Here is a 17,774-nt window from a genome sequence, read left to right as displayed (position 1 = left end):
GCTACGCCAGCCGCTCCACGGCCTCGGCCAGCGTGCGCAGCTCGTCCTCGGTGTTGTAGTAGTGCACGGACGCCCGCACCATGTCCGGCAGGCGCCGCACCTCCTGGTCGTACTGGTAGGAGGTGGGGCGCGCCACCGAGGTGTTGATCTTCGCCTGGGCCAGCGCCCGCTGGACCTCCGCGGCATCGGTCCCGGCCACGCTGAAGGTGACGATGCCGCACTTGCGCTTGCCCTGGTCGTGCACCGACACGCCGGCGATCTGCGACAGGTCCGCCCGCAACCGCGCGGCCACCGCGGTGACCCGCTCCTCGATGGCGGCCAGGCCGATCTCCAGGGCGTACTCGACGGCAGCGCCGAGGCCGAGCACGAGGCCGTGGTTGCGTTCCCAGGTCTCGAAGCGGCGGCCGTCCGGCGCGATCTCGAAGGTGTCCGGCGCGGTCCAGGTGGCCGAGTGCAGGTCGAGCATCGCGGGCTCGAGCCGCTCGCGCAGCCGCGGGTGCGTGTAGAGGAAGCCGGTGCCGCGCGGGCCGCGGAGGTACTTGCGGCCGGTGCCGGACAGCGCGTCGCAGCGCAGGCGGCGCACGTCGAGGTCCAGCTGCCCGGCCGACTGGCACGCGTCGAGCAGGAACGGGATCCCGGCCCGCTCGGCGATCGCGCCGACCTCTTCGGCCGGGTTGACCAGGCCGCCCTGGGTCGGCACGTGGGTGATCGCGATGAGCTTGACGTCGCCGTCCAGGCGGCGCTCCAGGTCGGCGACGTCCAGCTGGCCGCTCTCGTCGTCGTCGACGACCTCGACCACCGCGCCGGTGCGGCGGGCGACCTGCAGGTAGGCGATCGCGTTGCTGGCGTACTCCGACCGGCAGGTCAGGATGCGGTCGCCGGGCTCGAAGCGGAACGCGTAGAAGACGGCCTGCCACGACCGGGTCGCGCTGTCGGTCACCGAGATGTCGGCGGCCTCCGCGCCGAGGAACCGGGCGATCCCGTCGGTCACGCCCTGGATGCGGTCGGCGTGCGCGGCCGCGGTTTCGTAGCCGCCGCGCACCGACTCCTCCCGCAGGTAGTCGAGCACCGTGTCGGTGACCTGCCGCGGCGGCAGGGCCGAGCCGGCGTTGTTGAGGTGCACGACCTCGTCCGTGCCGGGGGTGTCGCGGCGGAAGCGGTCGACGTCTTCTTCGCGCAGTGTCGTCACAGCCCGACCATATTGGGCGCGTGCAGGCTGGGACAGCGGTTTACCACGTCGTCCCAGTCGTACCGGGGCGCGAAGCGGCGCAGGGCCGCCAGCGTCGCCGGCATGCGGCCGCGCGCGGAGCCGTCGGCGATCTTGACCGCCACCGTGACGCCGTCCGGCAGGACCGCGATCTGCACGGCCTCGGCGCCGTCCTTGGCGATCAGCCCGGGCACCGCGGTCATGAGCTGGGTGACGTCCCGGTTCGGGCCGGCCAGCATCTCCGGGTGCCTGCGGATCGCTTCCGCCACGCGGTGTTCCGGGGTGCCCGGCGGGGCGGTGGCGACCCGCTGGACGGCGGTCGCGAGGCCGCGCAGGGAGATCGCGAACAGCGGCGCGCCGCACCCGTCGACGGCGGTGTGCGCGATCGGCTCGCTCGCTAGCTCGGCCACCGTCTCGGCGAGCTTCACCTGCAGCGGGTGCGCGGGGTCCAGGTAGTCGTGGGTGGACCAGCCGTTCAGCTTCGCGGTGGCGAGCATCGCGGCGTGCTTGCCGGAGCAGTTGTGCGCGAGCCGCCGCGGCGCGCGTCCCTCGGCGATCCACACGTCGTGCAGGACCGGGTCGTGGGGGAGGTGGGCGGGGCACTGCAGGTCGTCCTCGGTGAGCTCCCCGAGGATCTTGCGCGCCCCGTCGAGGTGGAACTCCTCCGCCGAGTGGCTCGCGGACGCCAGCGCGAGCAGGTCGGGCGGCAGGTCGAGCCCGAGCCGCACCATGCCGGCGGCCTGCATGAGCTTCGCCGTGGACCGGGGGTAGCCCGGCTCGTCGACGTCGCCCCCGGCCTCCAGCACCTCGCCACCGGGGCCGAGGACGACCCGCGATCCGAAGTGGACGCTTTCCACGAGCCCGTCGCGGACTACCTGAACGAGGGGGATCACCACGCCCCGAGGCTCGCCGCGTCACATCGGCCTGTCAACCGGATGCTCGTCACTACACGGTCTTGATCACGCCGCCGTCGGCCAGGTAGTCGGCGCCGGTCAGGTTGCCCGAGCGGGGCGAGGCGAGGAACGTCACCAGCGCGGCCGTCTCCTCGGGCTCGGTCAGCCTGCCGGTGGTGATGCCCATCGACGCGGGCACGCCGGCCAGGAACTCCGCCAGCGGGACCCCGGCAGCCGCCGCCAGCTCGCCCGCGTACCCCTCCGGGTCGGCCCAGTTGGCGGTCCGCGTCGGGCCGGGGCTGACGGTCAGCGCGCGCAGGCCGCGTGACCCGAACTCCTCGGCCAGCGCCTTCGTCAGGTTCGTCAGCGCCGCCTTGGCCGTGCCGTAGTCGACCGGCTGGAAGGCCGCCCGCGCCCCGATCGACGAGATGTTGATCACGATGCCGCGCCGCCGGAGGAGTCCCGGCAGCAGTGCCCTGGTCACCCGCACGGTCGAAAACAGGTTCAGCTCGTACGTGCGCTGCCACGCCTCGTCGTCGATGTCCAGGAAACCGCCCGCCCGCATGCTGTCCATGGTCACGCCGCCGAGGTTGTTGACCAGGATGTCGACGTCCCCGGCCCGCTCCGCGAGCAGCGCCACCCCCTCGCGGGTCGTCAGGTCCGCCCGCACCGGCACGCCTTCGCTCACGGTGCGTGCCGCCGCGAACACCGTCACGCCCTCGGCGGCCAGCGCGCGGACGACCGCCAGGCCGATCCCCTTGCTCGCGCCGGTCACGACCGCCGTCTTGCCGTCCAACTGCAGGTCCACGTGCTCTCTCTTTCTTGAACTAGAGTTACAAAATGAAGGCAGCGCAAAAACGCCGCAGGTCAGCGGGTTCAGATCGCGCGCAGAGCGGTGCCGGCCAGGTCGGCGAGGCGGTGCGGGTCCGGGTCGGCCTTGGCCAGCACGCGGATGCCGTTGATGGTGGTGAGCAGGAACGACGCGAGCGCCCGCGCGTCGGCGGCGGGGTCGATCTCGCCCGACCGCTGCCCCTCCTCGATGGTGCTGCGGAAGGCGGCCTCCTGCCGCTCGAAGGTGCGCCGCACCAGGTGGTTGACCACCTCGTCGGCCGCGCCGAACTCGACCGCCGCGTTGGCCATCATGCAGCCACGCCGGTCTTCGCGGGCCGCGTCGACGACGAGCTCCAGCGCCGCGCGCAGCCGCTCGCGGGCCGGGCCGGGTCCGTCCAGCACCTCGATCAGCCGGACCGTCTCGCGCTCGTAGTAGCGCCGCAACGCCCGCTCGTAGAGGGCGTGCTTGCTGTCGAACGCGTTGTACAGGCTGCCCCGCCCGATGCCCAGCGCGTCGACGAGCTGCTGGGGCGTGGTGCTGCCGAATCCGTTCGCCCAGAAGACCTCCATCGCCTTGTCCACGGCGGCGTCCACGTCGAAGGCCTTCGATCTCGCCATGCCGGAACCGTAGCTCATACTGGAACTGGAGGTCAAATAAACTTCGCTCGGCACGTCGGCGCGTTTTTCGTCGGTGCCGCGAGCTAGGCTGATCCCTCCAGGCCGGGAGTCAGCGTGAAACAAGGGGAGGTTCCTGCTGGTGTCGAACGATTCCTTCGTCCACCTGCACGTGCACACCGAGTACTCGATGCTCGACGGTGCGGCGAAGATCGCCCCGCTGTTCGCCGAGGCGAGTCGTCTCGGCATGCCCGCGGTCGGGATGACCGACCACGGCAACATGTACGGGGCGGACGAGTTCTACCAGCAGTCGCGCAAGGCCGGACTCAAACCCATTATCGGCATCGAGGCCTACATCGCGCCGGAGTCGCGGTTCACCAAGAAGCCGATCTTCTGGGGGCAGGCCTCGCAGCGGGGCTCGGACGAGTTCGGTGAGGGCGGTGACGTCTCCGGTGGTGGTGCGTACACGCACATGACGATGCTGGCGGAGAACGCGACGGGGTTGCGCAACCTGTTCAAGCTGTCGTCGCTGGCCTCGATCCAGGGCTACTACCGCAAGCCGCGGATGGACCGGGAGCTGATCGCGGAGAACGCCTCCGGCATCATCGCCACCACCGGCTGCCCCTCGGGTGAGGTGCAGACCCGGTTGCGGCTGGGGCAGAAGGCCGAGGCGATCCAGGCCGCCTCGGATTACAAGGACATCTTCGGGGCGGACAACTTCTTCCTGGAGCTGATGGACCACGGCCTGCCCATCGAGCGGTCGGTGCGCGAGGGGCTGCTGGAGATCGGCAAGCTGCTCGACCTCAAACCGCTGGCCACCAACGACTCGCACTACGTCACCAAGGACCAGGCCGACTCGCACTCGGCGCTGCTGTGCGTGCAGTCGGGCAAGACCCTCAACGACCCGAACCGGTTCAAGTTCGACGGCGACGGCTACTACCTGAAATCGGCCGCCGAGATGCGCGAGTACTGGGACACCGAAGTCCCCGGCGCCGCCGACTCCACCCTCCTCATCGCCGAACGCGTCCAGTCCTACGAAGACGTCTACACCCACAAAGACCGCATGCCCGTCTTCGAGGTGCCCGAGGGGCACGACGAGGCGTCGTGGCTGCGTGCCGAGGTCGACCGCGGCCTGGCCTGGCGGTTCCCGGAGGGCGCGCCCGAGGGCTACCGCGAGCGGCTCGAGATGGAGCTCGAGGTCATCATCGGGAAGGGCTTCCCGGCCTACTTCCTCGTCGTCGCCGACCTCATCAACTACGCCCGCAAGGTCGGCATCCGGGTCGGCCCCGGCCGTGGTTCGGCGGCGGGTTCGCTGGTCGCCTACGTGCTCGGCATCACGAACCTGGACCCGATCCCGCAGAAGCTGCTGTTCGAGCGGTTCCTGAACCCCGAGCGCGTGTCGATGCCCGACATCGACATCGACTTCGACGACCGCCGCCGCGGCGAGATGATCCGCTACGCCACCGAGAAGTACGGCGCGGACAAGGTGGCCCAGGTCATCACCTTCGGCACCATCAAGACGAAGGCCGCGATCAAGGACTCGGCGCGCGTGCACTTCGGCCAGCCGGGTTACGCGATCGCGGACAAGATCTCCAAGGCGCTGCCGCCGCCGATCATGGCGAAGGACATCCCGCTGTCCGGCATTGTGGACCCGCAGCACGAGCGCTACGGCGAGGCCGCCGAGGTCCGCACGCTGATCGAGACCGACGAAGAGGTCTCCACGATCTTCAACACCGCCCGCGGCCTGGAGGGCCTGATCCGCAACGCGGGCGTGCACGCCTGCGCGGTCATCATGTCCAGCGAGCCGCTGATGGACGCCATCCCGCTCTGGCAGCGGGACGACGGGTCGATCATCACCGGGTGGGACTACCCGTCCTGCGAGGCCATCGGCCTGTTGAAGATGGACTTCCTGGGCCTGCGCAACCTCACCGTCATCGGCGACGCCATCGACAACATCAAGGCCAACCGCGGCATCGACATCGACCTGGACACCCTGGGCGTCGACGACCCGGAGACCTACAAGCTGCTGTCCCGCGGCGACACGCTCGGCGTGTTCCAGCTGGACGGCGGCCCGATGCGGGACCTGCTGCGCCGCATGCAGCCGACGGTGTTCGACGACATCGTCGCGGTCGGCGCGCTGTACCGGCCCGGCCCGATGGGCATGAACGCCCACAACGACTACGCCGACCGGAAGAACAACCGGCAGCAGGTCAAGCCGATCCACCCCGAGCTGGAAGAGCCCCTGAAGGAGATCCTGGCCGACACGTACGGCCTGATCGTCTATCAGGAGCAGATCATGCACATCGCGCAGAAGGTCGCCGGCTACTCGATGGGCCGAGCGGATGTTCTGCGCCGCGCGATGGGCAAGAAGAAGAAGGAGGTCCTCGACAAGGAGTTCGAGGGCTTCCACGCCGGGATGAAGGAGAACGGCTTCTCCGACGAGGCCATCCAGGCGCTGTGGGACACGATCCTCCCGTTCGCCGGGTACGCGTTCAACAAGAGCCACGCGGCCGCCTACGGCCTGGTGTCGTACTGGACCGCTTACCTCAAGGCGAACTACACCGCGGAGTACATGGCCGCGCTGCTCACCTCGGTGGGTGACAACAAGGACAAGTCCGCCGTCTACCTGTCCGAGTGCCGCCGCCTCGGCATCAAGGTGCTGCCCCCGGACGTCAACGAATCCGGCCAGCGCTTCGCCGCGGTCGGCGACGACATCCGCTTCGGCATGGGCGCGGTCCGCAACGTCGGCGCCAACGTCGTGGAGTCGATCATCAAGACCCGCCAGGAGAAGGGCAAGTACTCCTCCTTCACCGACTTCCTGGACAAGTCGGAGCTGGTGGCCTGCAACAAGCGGGTCATCGAATCGCTGATCAAGGCCGGCGCGTTCGACAGCCTCGGCAACACCCGCCTGTCGATGATCCAGGTGCACGAAGACGCGGTCGACGCGGTGGTGCCGCTCAAGCGCCAGGAGGCGATGGGCCAGTTCGACCTGTTCGGGGCGTTCGGCGGGGACGGCGACGCGGCCGAGCCCGCGCCTTCGTCGTCGCCGCTGGCGCACCTCAAGTTCGGCGACGAGGAGTGGCCGCGCAAGCAGCTGCTCGCCTACGAGCGGGAGATGCTCGGCCTATACGTGTCCGCGCACCCACTGGACGGCGCCGAGCGGATCCTGCGCAAGCACGCCCCGCGCCCGATCGCCGCGATCCTGGACAACCCGCCGAAGGAAGGCGAGCTGGTCATCTCCGGCCTGATCACCTCACTGGAACGCCGGGTCAACAAGAAGGGCGAACCCTGGGCCATCTGCACGGTCGAGGACATGGACGCCTCACTGGAAGTCCTGTTCTTCCCCAAGTCCTACGCCCTGTTCCAGGCCGACCTCATCGAAGACAACGCCGTCCTGGTCAAGGGCCGCGTCAACTGGCGCGAGGACAAGATGTCCGTCTTCGGCGGCGGCCTCGTCCCGCTGGACCTGTCGGAGATCGGCAACGGTGAGGACGAGCCCCCGCTCGTGCTGCGCTGCACCGCGGAGCGCCTGGACAAGAGCGTGGTCGGCGAGCTGAAGTCGACGCTGCTCGCCCACCGCGGCGACACCCCCGTCCGCTTGAAGCTGGTAGGCAAACAACGCGAGACGACGTTCGCCCTGTACGACTACCCGGTCAAGGTGAGCTCGATGCTGATGGGTGAACTGAAAGGCATCCCCGGCATCACCGCCGGCACCTAAACAGGCACAAGCACCAGCACACCCCAACGGCCACCCGGCAACGAAAGCCGCCCACCCCACGAGCCAGCCCCCTCCCGCAACCCGATCCCCAGCCAAATCGGTTGCCGAGCAGCGGGGTCAAGGTACTCTTTCCAGCCTTGACGCCGCTTCTCGGCAACCGAACACTGAAAGATCGGGTTCGGGAGGGCACCAAGATCCGGGCGTAGCGAAGCGAAGCCCGGCGCCCGAGATACCCGCGTAGCGCGCGCAACCACAACGAACAAGCCACCATGGATGAGTGACCCTCACCCAGCAACAAGACCCACGCCGCTGGAAAGCCCTGGCCGTAACGCTCACCGCCGGTTTCATGGGCCTGCTGGACATCAGCATCGTGAACGTGGCGTTGCCGTCCATCCAGAAGGGGATCGGCGGCGACGCCGGCACCGCGCAGTGGGTCGTGTCGGGCTACGCGCTCACCTTCGGCCTGGTGCTGGTGTCCGGCGGCAGGCTGGGCGATGCCCTGGGCAGGCGCCGGATGTTTCTCATCGCGTTGGCGGCGTTCGTGGCGATGAGCGCGTTCGCCGGTGCCGCGCCGACGGGTGAGGTGCTGGTCGTCGCGCGGTTGCTGCAGGGGTGCGCGGCCGGGTTGCTCACGCCGCAGAACACCGGGCTGATCCAGGACCTGTTCCGCGGCGCGGAGCGGGGGAAGGCGTTCGGCGCGTTCGGGTCGGTCGTCGGCATCTCCACGGCTGTCGGGCCGGTGCTGGGTGGTCTCATCCTCGCCGTGTTCGGTGAGGAGCACGGGTGGCGGTGGGTGTTCTTCGTGAACGTGCCGATCGGGGCGTTCGCGTTCGTGCTGGCGTTGCGGTTGCTGCCGCGTGCCGAGGGCCGTCCCGCGCGGCTGCGGTCCGAGATCGACTTCGTCGGTGTGCTGCTGCTCGGGCTCGCCGTGCTGGGCGTGCTGCTGCCGCTGGTGGAGTCCGAAGAGGACGGTCTGCGGCGGCTGTGGTGGTTGTTCCCGGTCGCGGCGGTGTTCGGGTTCGCGTTCGTCCGCTGGGAGCGGCGTGTGGTGCGGCACGAGCGCACGCCGCTGATGGACGTCCGGTTGTTCACCGAAACCCCGGGCTACACCCCGGGCGCGGTGATCGGCGCGGTGTACTTCTGCGGATTCGCCGGGATCTGGCTGGTGTTCGCGATGTTCTTCCAGCAGGGCCTCGGTTACACGCCGCTGGAGTCCGGGCTGGCGGTGACGCCGTTCGCGGTGGGCGCGGCGGTTTCCGCGGCGGTGGCGGGACGGCTCGTGGCGCGGTGGGGGCGCCGCCTCACGGTCACCGGCCTGTCGCTGGTCGCGCTGGGGCTGGGTGTCGTCGCGCTGCTGGCGTGGCTCGCACCAGGGCAGGACCTGGGTCTGGTGGTCGCGTTGCCCCTGCTGGTGGCCGGGATCGGGGGCGGGATGGTGATTTCGCCCAACACGACCCTGACGCTGGAGTGCGTGCCGACGCGGATGGCCGGTGTCGCCGGGGGAGCGTTGCAGACCGGGCAGCGGATCGGCACGGCGATCGGCACTGCGGTGCTCGCGTCGGTGTTCCGGGCCGTCCTCCCCGCGTCCGGCAACGACTTCCCGGCCGCGCTCGCCGTCTCACTGCTGTGTGCCGTCGGTTTTGTCCTCTTCGCACTGGGGCTCGGGATCGCCGAACTCCGCGCCCGGCGAGCACGCGCCTCTAACGATCAACTACTCAGCGCCACAACTGCTGCTCCATATGAGTGAGACTTCCCCGAAGGTGCTAGATCTACGGAGAGCGACCGGGTAAACCTTGACTTGCCTTCACGGTGCGGGGATCAGCTACGGACAGTGGCTATGTGGAGCCGGTTCCGGGGATGGGGACCGCGCTCCGGGCTCTCGAGATCGGACACTCAGGGTCACGCCCGGCCCGGTACCGTCGGCGTCCGCGGGGGATCGTACGGCGGCAGGAAGGCACCCACGTGGGTGGGCCCGGACGAGGGGGAGCCGGGCCCACCCGTCGTGTGTGCTGGGATGAGGCGGACAGCAGCCGATCGGGAGGGGCGAGGCATGTCCGTGGCACCCGCGAACCGGCGGTACCGCCTCTGGTACCGGCCGATGACGGCGCGGAACCGCGACGAGGAGCACCGCGCGGCGACCCCGCTGGAATTGTTGTTCGACCTGTGTTTCGTCGTCGCGGTCGGCCAGGCCGCGGCGGAACTGCACCACGCGTTGTCGGAGAACCACGTCGGCCACGGCGTGCTGAGCTTCCTGCTCGTGTTCTTCGCGATCTGGTGGGGCTGGGTGAACTTCACCTGGTTCGCCTCCGCGTTCGACACCGACGACGGCCCCTACCGGTTGCTGACGTTCGTGCAGATCGGCGGCGCGCTGGTCGTCGCCGCCGGCGTGGGGAAGGCGTTCTCCGACGACTTCACGGTCATCGTGATCGGGTACGTGCTGATGCGGCTGGCGATGGTCGCGCAGTGGCTGCGGGCTGCCCGGAGCGTGCCCGAATGCCGGTCGACGGCACTGCGGTACGCGCTGGGCATCATGATCGTGCAGGCCGGCTGGATCGCGCGGCTCGCGGTGCCCGAATCGTGGTTCCTGCCCAGTTTCCTGGTGCTCGCCGCGGCCGAGATGCTCGTGCCGGTCTGGGCCGAGCGCCGCACGCCGACCAACTGGCACCGCCACCACATCGCCGAGCGGTACGGCCTGTTCACGCTGATCGTGCTCGGCGAAACGATCTTCGGCGCGACGAACGCGGTCCGCGAGGCGATCGACACCGGTCACGACGTGCTGAACCTGGTGTTCCTCGCGCTGGCCGGGCTGGTCCTGGTGTTCGGCATGTGGTGGCTGTACTTCGACCAGCCCGGCCACCAGCGGCTCGCCCAGTTCAAGTACGGCTACGCCTGGGGCTACGGCCACTACCTGATCTTCACGTCGGCGGCCGCGGTCGGCGTCGGCATCGAGGTCGCGCTGGACCACGAGACCCACACCGGCCACGCGCCCGAGCTGGTCGCCGCGTTCGCCACCACCGTGCCCGTGGCGGTGTTCCTGGTCAGCGTGTGGCTGCTGCACGTCGGGCCGCGCAACGAGTGCCGCCCGATCGCGATCGGCTTCCCGCTCGCCGCGGTGCTGGCGCTGGCGGTGTCGTTCACGCCGGTGCCGGTGTACCTGACCGCGCTGGTCGTCGCGGCGCTGGTGGCCACGGTGGTGATCGCCAGCCACGGCGAACCGGTCAGCGACTGACCAGCTTCGGCAGCACCTCGCCCAGCGGCTCACGCAACACCACGGTCGCCACGTCGTCGTAGGGCGTTTCGGAGGCGTTCGCGATGATCACCGGCGCCCCGGCGGCCGCCGCGATGTCCACCAGGCCGGCGGCGGGGTGCACGGTCAGCGAGGTGCCCAGCGCCAGCATCAGGTCGCACGTCTCGGCGGCTTCGCGGGCGCGGTCCAGCACCTCCGGGTCGAGCATCTGCCCGAAGGACACCGTCGCGGACTTGAGGATCCCGCCGCAGATCTCGCACTCCGGGTCGGACTCCCCGGCCCGCACGCGGTCCAGCGTCTCGTGCATGTCGCGGCGGTCGTCGCAGGCCAGGCAGATCGTGTCGGCCATCGTGCCGTGCAGCTCGACCACCCGGTCCGGCGAGTTCCCGGCCTTCTGGTGCAGCCCGTCGATGTTCTGCGTGAGGATCGCCGACAGCCTGCCCTGCCGTTCCAGGTCGACCAGGGCAAGGTGCGCCGCGTTCGGCCTGGCCCACCACCCGGGGTGGTCGAGCCGGGCCTGCCACGACTGCTCACGCACCTCGCGGCTGGCGACGTAGTCGTCGATGTGCGACAGCTTCTCGGCGGCCGGGTTCTTCGTCCACACCCCCTGCGGGCCCCGGAAGTCCGGGATGCCCGAATCGGTGGAGACACCGGCGCCGGTGAGCGCGACGATCCGCGAAGCGCCGTCCACGAGCCGTCGCGCGTGATCGAGTTCCGGGGCAGTCATGACCCCCATCGTGCCGCCCCGGAACCGCGATCACCACACGTCACTTCAGCGCGCTGCCCTGCTGCCACTGCTCCCACGACAGCGCCCAGTCGCCGTAGAGGTCCCACACCGGCAGCTGCTGCCCGCCGGAGTTGGTCACCTCGACCACGTCACCCAGCCCCAGGTTGTTGAAGAACCACTCGGCGTTCTCGGCGTTGAGGTTGATGCAGCCGTGCGACACGTTCGAGTTGCCCTGCGCGCCCACGCTGTTCGGGTTCTCGTGGACGAACTCGCCGTCGTTGGAGATGCGCTCGGTCCACTTCTCCTCGGACCGGTACCACTTCGGATCGCCCTGGCAGACGCCGTAGGTGCAGGAGTCCATCGTGTAGCTCTGCGCCTTGAACGAAATGACGTGCGCCCCTAGGTGCGTCGGGGTGGCGTCCTTGCCCATCGAAATCGGCATGGTCTTCACCACCTGGCCGTTGTGCAGGATCTGCATCTGCTCGGTGTTGCCGTCGGCTTTCGCGATCCAGGAATCGTGCACGTGGTAGGTCTCGGTGCGGTCCTCCGCGCCGTAGACGCCGTTGCCGAAATCGACACCGTAGATCTTCGCGGAAACGGTCAGCGTCGTGCCCGGCTGCCAGTACTCCTTGGGCCGGTAATGCACGTTCTTGTCGTCGATCCAGTACCAGCCGCCCTGCTGCGGCGGATTCGACACCACCGACAGCTGCTTTTCCACGTCCGCCTTGTTCTTCACCGGGTAGCTGAACTGGAAGACGATGGGCTGCCCGACCCCGACACCGGTCTGGGCCACCGAAGCCGGCGCGGGGATCATGTTCGGGTTCGCCTGCTTCGACGGCGACACCGTGGTCACCTGGCCCTGCTGCTCGACCGTCTTGCCGCTGCCGTCGGCGCCGTGCGCGTCGATCGTGTAGGTGCTGCCGTACCCGAGCGGTTCGGACGAGGTCCAGGTGGTCTTGTCCGCCGAGAACTCGCCCTTCACGGTGGTGTGCTTCGCGGCGTTCTGGACGGTCACGTCGCGGAGCGTGCCGTTGGCCGCCTTGACCACGATCGGCGTGACCGGGCTGATGTTCTTCCCGTTCGCGGGTTCGATGGAAACGGAAACCGCCGCCGCCTGGCTCGAGGTGCCGGGCGCGGCCGTGCCGCCGTTGTTCGCATTGCCCGAATTGCCGGAACTGCACGCCGACAGAAAGAGCGCCACCGCGAGCAGTCCAGCCGCGATCGGCGCGCTGCGGGTGAAAGGTAAAGTCTTCTTGACTGTCATGTGGTCTCTTTTTGGGAAATAGTGGGTGAGAAAGCAAAACTACCGCGCCCGGATAGACGTGCCCTCACCCGGTTTGTTGTCCCGGAGTGGCCCGCGTCACCCGATTTTGACCCCGGGGCCGCCGTAGAGGCCGGGCCCGTCGATCACCAGGCCGTCCAGGTAGATCCGCGCGGCCTCGAACGCGAGGTCGGTCAGCTCCTCGGTGCGGCTGAAGTCCAGCGGGCTCAGCCGTACCGGGCGCGGCCCCGGCAGGTAGACCACCGGCACCTCCGCGGCCGCGATCGGCGCCTCCAGCACGGCTTGGTTCCGCATGCTCACCATCGCCGTGTACATCAGCACCTCGGCGAACGTCTGCGGCGGCGACGGGATCTGGCCGGGGAAGGCGCAGTCCAGCACCACGAGCGACCGCGCGCCGAGCACCAGTGCCTGCCGCATCGGCACGTTCGCGACCAGGCCGCCGTCGTAGAGCAGGCGCCCGTCGTGCTCGACCGGCGGGTAGATGCCCGGGATCGCCGCGCTCGCCAGCAGGGGTGGCCGCAGGTCGCCGGAGGTGAACAGGCGCGCCTCCGCGGTGTCCACGTCGGTCGCGACGACGCCCAGCGGCAGCGCGAGGTCCTCGAACGTGGTGCCGGGCCCGAGGTGGTCGTCGACGATCGTGGCCAGGCCGATGTTCGGGAAGAGGTGGGTCTTGCTGTGCCGCAGGGTGCGCACCTGGCTGAGTACCCCGCCGGGGAACGCCTCGTGGCGGGTCATGTGGGTCCACGTCTTGCGCAGCCGCTCGCCGGCGTCGTCCGGGTCCAGCGCGAGCACCGCGCCGTTGAGGGACCCCACCGACGTGCCGACGACCAGGTCGGGCCGGATCCCGGCCTCGGTGAGGGCACGCAGCATGCCGACCTGCATCGCACCCAGGCTGCCGCCCCCGCCGAGCACGAACCCGACCGGGCGGGGCAGGTCGACCTCGGGCATCGGACCACCTCCACTCGCATGGTGCTCCGCGTCCCCGCGCGCCGCCATCGGACGCGCGGTGGCATTCACCACCCCGGTCGAGGGGCTTCCGTTCGCGCTACCGGTGAGTAACACTGGTCACAATGTCTTGACGGCGCACCGAGGAGGTGTTCGGTGGTTGATCAGCCGAAGGTGACGGAGAAGGAAGCCCGCGCGGTCGCCGAGGAGGCCCGGGAGAGCGGCTGGGGCAAGCCGTCGTTCGCGAAGGAGCTCTACCTCGGGCGGTTCCGGCTCGACCTCGTCCACCCCCACCCGCGTGCCGAACCCGCGGCCGCGAAGAAGGCCGAGCAGTTCCTCACCCGCCTGCGCGAGTACGCCGAAACCCTCGACGGCGCCGTCATCGAGCGGGAGGCGCGCATCCCGGACGAGTACGTCAAGGGCCTGGCCGAGCTGGGCTGCTTCGGCATCAAGATCCCGGAGGAGTACGGCGGCCTCGGGCTGTCCCAGGTCGCCTACAACCGCGCGCTCGCGTTGCTCGGCTCGGTCCACCCGACGCTGGGCGTGCTGCTGTCGGCGCACCAGTCGATCGGCGTGCCGGAACCCCTGAAGCTGGCAGGCACGCCCGAGCAGAAGGCGAAGTTCCTGCCGCGCTGCGCGAAGGGCGCGGTGACCGCCTTCCTGCTCACCGAGCCCGACGTCGGCTCCGACCCGGCGCGCCTGGCGACCACCGCGACGCCCACCGAGGACGGCGGGTACCTCCTCGACGGCGTGAAGTTGTGGACCACCAACGGTGTCGTCGCCGAACTGGTCGTCGTGATGGCGCGGGTGCCGCGCAGCGAGGGGCACCGCGGCGGGATCACCGCGTTCATCGTCGAGATGGACTCGCCCGGCATCACCGTGGAGCGGCGCAACGCGTTCATGGGCCTGCGTGGCATCGAAAACGGCGTCACCCGTTTCCACCAGGTGCGGGTGCCCGCGGACGCGGTCGTCGGCGGCGAGGGCAAGGGGCTCAAGATCGCCCTGGCGACGCTGAACACCGGGCGGCTGTCGATCCCGTCGATGTGCGCGGGCGCGGGCAAGTGGTGCCTCAAGATCGCCCGCGAGTGGTCCGCGGCCCGCGTGCAGTGGGGCAAGCCGATCGCCGGGCACGCGGCCGTGGCGAACAAGATCTCGTTCATCGCCGCGACGACGTACGCGCTGGAGAGCGTGCAGGAGCTGTCCGGCCACATGAGCGACGAGGGCCGCAACGACATCCGCATCGAGGCGGCGCTGGCCAAGCTGTACGCCAGCGAGATGTCCTGCAAGATCGCCGACGAGCTGATGCAGATCCGCGGCGGCCGCGGCTACGAGACCGCGCAGTCGCTCGCGGCGCGCGGGGAACGGGCGGTCGGCGTCGAACAGCTGGTGCGCGACCTGCGGATCAACCGCATCTTCGAGGGCTCGACCGAGATCATGCACCTGCTCATCGCCCGCGAGGCGGTGGACGCGCACCTGGCGGCCGCAGGGGCGCTCGCCGACGTGGAGGCCGACCTGCCCGCGAAGGCGAAGGCCGCGGCCAAGGCCAGCGGGTTCTACGCGAAGTGGCTGCCGCAGCTGGTCACCGGCCGCGGCCAGGTGCCCACGTCGTTCGCCGAGTTCGGGCAGCTCGCGCCGCACCTGCGTTACATCGAGCGCACGGCCCGCAAGCTGGCTCGCTCGACGTTCTACGGGATGGCGCGCTGGCAGGCCGGGCTGGAGAAGCGGCAGGGGTTCCTCGGCCGGATCGTCGACATCGGCGCCGAACTGTTCGCGATGTCCGCGGCCTGCGTGCGGGCGGAGATGCAGCGCGAGGACGACGTCCGGGAGGGCGAAGCCGCCTACGAGCTGGCCGACGTGTTCTGCCGCCAGGCGCGGGTGCGGATCGAGACGTTGTTCGAGGGCCTGTGGCGCAACACCGACGACGTGGACCGCCGCCTCACCGACCGCGTGATGGACGGCGCCTTCACCTGGCTGGAGGAGGGCGTCCTGGACCCGAGCGAGGGCACCGGGCCGTGGATCGCGGACTGGCGGGCGGGCGCGTCCACCGCGGAGGACGTCGCGCGGCGGTATTCGACCGGCTGAGCGTGGTACTACTCGGCAGTGGCCTTCGTCGAGCTGAGCACGGACACTGTGGACGGTGCGATCGCGGCGGACCGGCTCGGCGCGGACCGCGTCGAGCTGTGCGCCGCGGGCGCGCTGGGCGGGCTGACGCCAGGGCCGGGGCTGCTCGCCGCCACCCTGGCGCGCTGCACGCGCGCCGAGGTGCATGTGCTGATCCGGCCGCGGGACGGCGGGTTCCGCTACGCGCCTGCCGAGGTGGACGCGATGCTCGCCGACGTGCGGCACGCGGTCGCGGCCGGAGCGGCGGGCGTCGTGGTCGGGGCGCTGACCGCGGCCGGCGACGTCGACCGGGTGGTGGTGGGTGAGCTGGTGGCCGCCGCGGCTGGCCGTGAGGTGACGTTCCACCGTGCGATCGACGTGTGCGCGGATCCGCTGGCGGCGCTGGAGGTGCTGGCGGAGCTGGGCGTGCGGCGCGTGCTCAGCTCCGGCCAGGCGGTGACCGCCGTCGAGGGGACGCCGCTGCTGGCGCGGATGACGGAGCTGGCGGGCGACCGGGTGACGGTGATGGCGTGCGGCGGGATCCGGCCGCACAACGTGCGCCAGGTGCTGGAGGCCACCGGCGTGCGGCACGTGCACGCCGCGCCCCGGCGCCCGGCCGAGCAGGCCCCGGCGACGGCCGTGGACTTCGGCGTACACGCGACCCTGGACGTCCAGGCGGCGGAAGAGCTGATCGCCGCCGCCCGCTGAACGCGAACGAGCGCAGAACTCGCTGTGGTGAGTTCTGCGCTCGTGGAAGGTCCCGCGCGGCGGGTCACTCGGCCTTGCTGGGCTCCGCGGTGCGCTCGTCGAGCTTGCCCATCGCCTTCTTCTTCTTCCACCGCAGCAGGAAGAAGAGCCCCACGGCGGCCAGCACGCCGACCACGATCAGGCCGCCGGTGTTCAGCACGCCCTCGATGCGCTTGGCGGCCTCGCCCAGCGCGGCGCCCAGGCTGACGTGCAGCAGCGACCAGCTGATCGCGCCCGCGGCCGCCGCGGGCAGGAACTTCCGGAACTCCAGTCCCGATGTTCCCGCCGCGGCCGGCGTCAGCGTCCGGATCACCGGCAGGAACCGGGCGAAGAACACCGCCCACGCGCCCCTGCGGTGCAGCACGTCCGTCGCCTTGTCCCAGGCGTCCGTGCCGTACTTCTGGATCAGCTTGGTCTCGCGCAGCCGCGGCCCGAACTTCCGCCCGATCGCGTACCCGAGCGAGTCGCCGAGGGTGGCGCACACCGCCACCACCGCCCACAGGATCAGGAACCGCGGCGCGGTGTTCGCGGTGGTCGCGGCGACCAGCAGTCCCGACTCGCCGGGGGCGATGAAGCCCAGCCCGATGGTGCACTCGGCGAACACGAGTGCGCCGGTCGCGCCGACCAACGCCGGCTGCGGCAGTGCCTGCAGCCATTCCAGGATGTCGGTTACCAGCGCCACGTGTGATCCCCTGTCCCTTTTGCCCCTGCTGACCCCTTCAAACTACCGTGCACGGTATCGGGCTCGCGGCGCACTTTCGTCAGGGAATTCCCCCGACTTTCAGCGCGTGAGGAGGCTGCTGGCTTCCTGGGCGGCGGGTCCGGCTTCGGCCAGGTGCGCGAGGTTGGCGGGCAGTTCCTCGCCGCGGTGGCGCTTGGTCTGGGCGTAGAGCCGGCCGGCGCGGTAGGAGGAGCGGACCAGCGGCCCGGCCATCACCCCGGCGAACCCGAGGCCCTCGGCGACCTTGGCGTGCTCGACGAACTCCTCCGGCTTGACCCAGCGGTCCACCGGGTGGTGGCGCACCGACGGGCGCAGGTACTGGGTGATCGTCAGGATCTCGCAGCCGGCCTCGACCAGGTCGCGCATCGCCGGCTCGACCTCCTCCGGGGTTTCCCCCATGCCCAGGATCAGGTTCGACTTGGTGACCAGCCCGGCCTCGCGGGCGCGGGTGATGACCTCCAGCGACCGGGCGTAGCGGAAGCCGGGGCGGATGCGCTTGAAGATCCGCGGCACGGTCTCCACGTTGTGCGCCAGCACCTCCGGCGCCGAGCCGAACACCTCGGCCAGCTGGCCGGGGTCGGCGTTGAAGTCCGGGATCAGCAGCTCCACCCCGGTGCCCGGGTTGAGCGCGTGGATCTGGCGGACGGTCTCGGCGTACAGCCACGCCCCGCCGTCGTCCAGGTCGTCACGGGCGACCCCGGTGACCGTCGAGTAACGCAGGCCCATCGCCTGCACGCTCTC

15 protein-coding genes are annotated in these 17,774 nt (G+C 70.2%); 6 read left to right on the top strand and 9 right to left on the bottom strand.

Features of this window, described 5'->3' with window-relative positions:
* Position 1: 1 nt before the first annotated feature.
* The 4 genes from ABZ193_RS33495 to ABZ193_RS33480 all read right to left on the bottom strand — a co-directional run bounded on the left by ABZ193_RS33495 (position 2) and on the right by ABZ193_RS33480 (position 3,549).
* Positions 2-1,180 (bottom strand): aminotransferase class V-fold PLP-dependent enzyme, encoded by a 1,179-nt coding sequence (locus ABZ193_RS33495; RefSeq protein WP_354712707.1) that lies wholly within the window; start codon positions 1,178-1,180, stop codon positions 2-4.
* Positions 1,181-1,185: 5 nt separating this feature from the next.
* The gene (locus ABZ193_RS33490; protein ID WP_354712706.1) at positions 1,186-2,097 is read right to left on the bottom strand and encodes an asparaginase; all 912 of its coding nucleotides are present in this window, start codon (positions 2,095-2,097) and stop codon (positions 1,186-1,188) included.
* Positions 2,098-2,152: 55 nt separating this feature from the next.
* Entirely contained in the window at positions 2,153-2,908 is a 756-nt protein-coding gene (locus tag ABZ193_RS33485) for an SDR family oxidoreductase (RefSeq protein WP_354712697.1), read from the bottom strand.
* A gap of 68 nt (positions 2,909-2,976) precedes the next feature.
* On the bottom strand, positions 2,977-3,549 hold the full coding sequence (locus tag ABZ193_RS33480; RefSeq protein ID WP_354712696.1) for a TetR/AcrR family transcriptional regulator: 573 nt from the start codon (positions 3,547-3,549) through the stop codon (positions 2,977-2,979).
* Between the two features lie 139 nt (positions 3,550-3,688).
* On the opposite strand from ABZ193_RS33480, the gene dnaE reads away from it, so the two are divergent.
* From dnaE to ABZ193_RS33465, 3 genes are all read left to right on the top strand, one after another.
* Entirely contained in the window at positions 3,689-7,264 is a 3,576-nt protein-coding gene (dnaE, locus tag ABZ193_RS33475) for a DNA polymerase III subunit alpha (protein ID WP_020423100.1), read from the top strand.
* A gap of 346 nt (positions 7,265-7,610) precedes the next feature.
* A complete protein-coding gene (locus tag ABZ193_RS33470) occupies positions 7,611-9,011 on the top strand; it encodes an MFS transporter (protein WP_354712705.1) in 1,401 nt (466 codons plus the stop codon).
* Positions 9,012-9,314: 303 nt separating this feature from the next.
* Positions 9,315-10,493 (top strand): low temperature requirement protein A, encoded by a 1,179-nt coding sequence (locus tag ABZ193_RS33465; RefSeq protein WP_354712695.1) that lies wholly within the window; start codon positions 9,315-9,317, stop codon positions 10,491-10,493.
* Here the strand turns inward: ABZ193_RS33465 and ABZ193_RS33460 are convergent.
* Together ABZ193_RS33460 and ABZ193_RS33455 are read right to left on the bottom strand one after the other, a co-directional pair.
* A complete protein-coding gene (locus ABZ193_RS33460; protein WP_354712694.1) occupies positions 10,483-11,238 on the bottom strand; it encodes an NAD-dependent deacylase in 756 nt (251 codons plus the stop codon). The two genes, ABZ193_RS33465 and ABZ193_RS33460, sit on opposite strands and share 11 nt — an antisense overlap.
* Before the next feature lie 40 nt (positions 11,239-11,278).
* Positions 11,279-12,253, bottom strand: coding sequence for an Ig-like domain-containing protein (locus ABZ193_RS33455; RefSeq protein WP_235716320.1), 975 nt, complete (start codon positions 12,251-12,253; stop codon positions 11,279-11,281).
* A 25-nt stretch (positions 12,254-12,278) separates the two neighbouring features.
* Between ABZ193_RS33455 and ABZ193_RS33450 the strand changes: the two genes are divergently transcribed.
* Positions 12,279-12,524, top strand: a complete 246-nt coding sequence (locus ABZ193_RS33450; protein WP_157358845.1) for a hypothetical protein — start codon at positions 12,279-12,281, stop codon at positions 12,522-12,524.
* A 74-nt stretch (positions 12,525-12,598) separates the two neighbouring features.
* Here the strand turns inward: ABZ193_RS33450 and ABZ193_RS33445 are convergent, their stop codons facing one another.
* Positions 12,599-13,468: a patatin-like phospholipase family protein gene (locus tag ABZ193_RS33445; RefSeq protein WP_237339863.1), complete on the bottom strand. Its 870-nt coding sequence runs from the start codon at positions 13,466-13,468 to the stop codon at positions 12,599-12,601.
* A gap of 153 nt (positions 13,469-13,621) precedes the next feature.
* On the opposite strand from ABZ193_RS33445, the gene ABZ193_RS33440 reads away from it, so the two are divergent.
* Complete coding sequence (locus ABZ193_RS33440) at positions 13,622-15,547, top strand: acyl-CoA dehydrogenase family protein (protein WP_354712693.1); 1,926 nt, start codon at positions 13,622-13,624, stop codon at positions 15,545-15,547.
* Between the two features lie 18 nt (positions 15,548-15,565).
* The gene (locus ABZ193_RS33435) at positions 15,566-16,273 is read left to right on the top strand and encodes a copper homeostasis protein CutC (protein ID WP_354712692.1); all 708 of its coding nucleotides are present in this window, start codon (positions 15,566-15,568) and stop codon (positions 16,271-16,273) included.
* Positions 16,274-16,337: 64 nt separating this feature from the next.
* Here the strand turns inward: ABZ193_RS33435 and ABZ193_RS33430 are convergent, their stop codons facing one another.
* Positions 16,338-16,994: a DedA family protein gene (locus ABZ193_RS33430; protein WP_354712691.1), complete on the bottom strand. Its 657-nt coding sequence runs from the start codon at positions 16,992-16,994 to the stop codon at positions 16,338-16,340.
* Positions 16,995-17,093: 99 nt separating this feature from the next.
* A partial coding sequence (locus ABZ193_RS33425) for a lipoyl synthase (protein WP_354712690.1) occupies positions 17,094-17,774 on the bottom strand: 681 nt, incomplete at its 5' end.

This window comes from Amycolatopsis sp. NPDC006125, assembly GCF_040614195.1.
GTDB lineage: Bacteria > Actinomycetota > Actinomycetes > Mycobacteriales > Pseudonocardiaceae > Amycolatopsis_E > Amycolatopsis_E tucumanensis.
This window is presented reverse-complemented; position numbering and strand designations above follow the sequence as displayed.

What these genes read in the sequence shown, in the direction of transcription:
- ABZ193_RS33480 (WP_354712696.1), bottom strand. Translation starts at nt 3,549, where the DNA reads ATGGCGAGATCGAAGGCCTTCGACGTGGACGCCGCCGTGGACAAGGCG.
- ABZ193_RS33470 (WP_354712705.1), top strand. Translation starts at nt 7,611, where the DNA reads ATGGGCCTGCTGGACATCAGCATCGTGAACGTGGCGTTGCCGTCCATC.
- ABZ193_RS33465 (WP_354712695.1), top strand. Translation starts at nt 9,315, where the DNA reads ATGTCCGTGGCACCCGCGAACCGGCGGTACCGCCTCTGGTACCGGCCG.
- ABZ193_RS33460 (WP_354712694.1), bottom strand. Translation starts at nt 11,238, where the DNA reads ATGACTGCCCCGGAACTCGATCACGCGCGACGGCTCGTGGACGGCGCT.
- ABZ193_RS33445 (WP_237339863.1), bottom strand. Translation starts at nt 13,468, where the DNA reads ATGCCCGAGGTCGACCTGCCCCGCCCGGTCGGGTTCGTGCTCGGCGGG.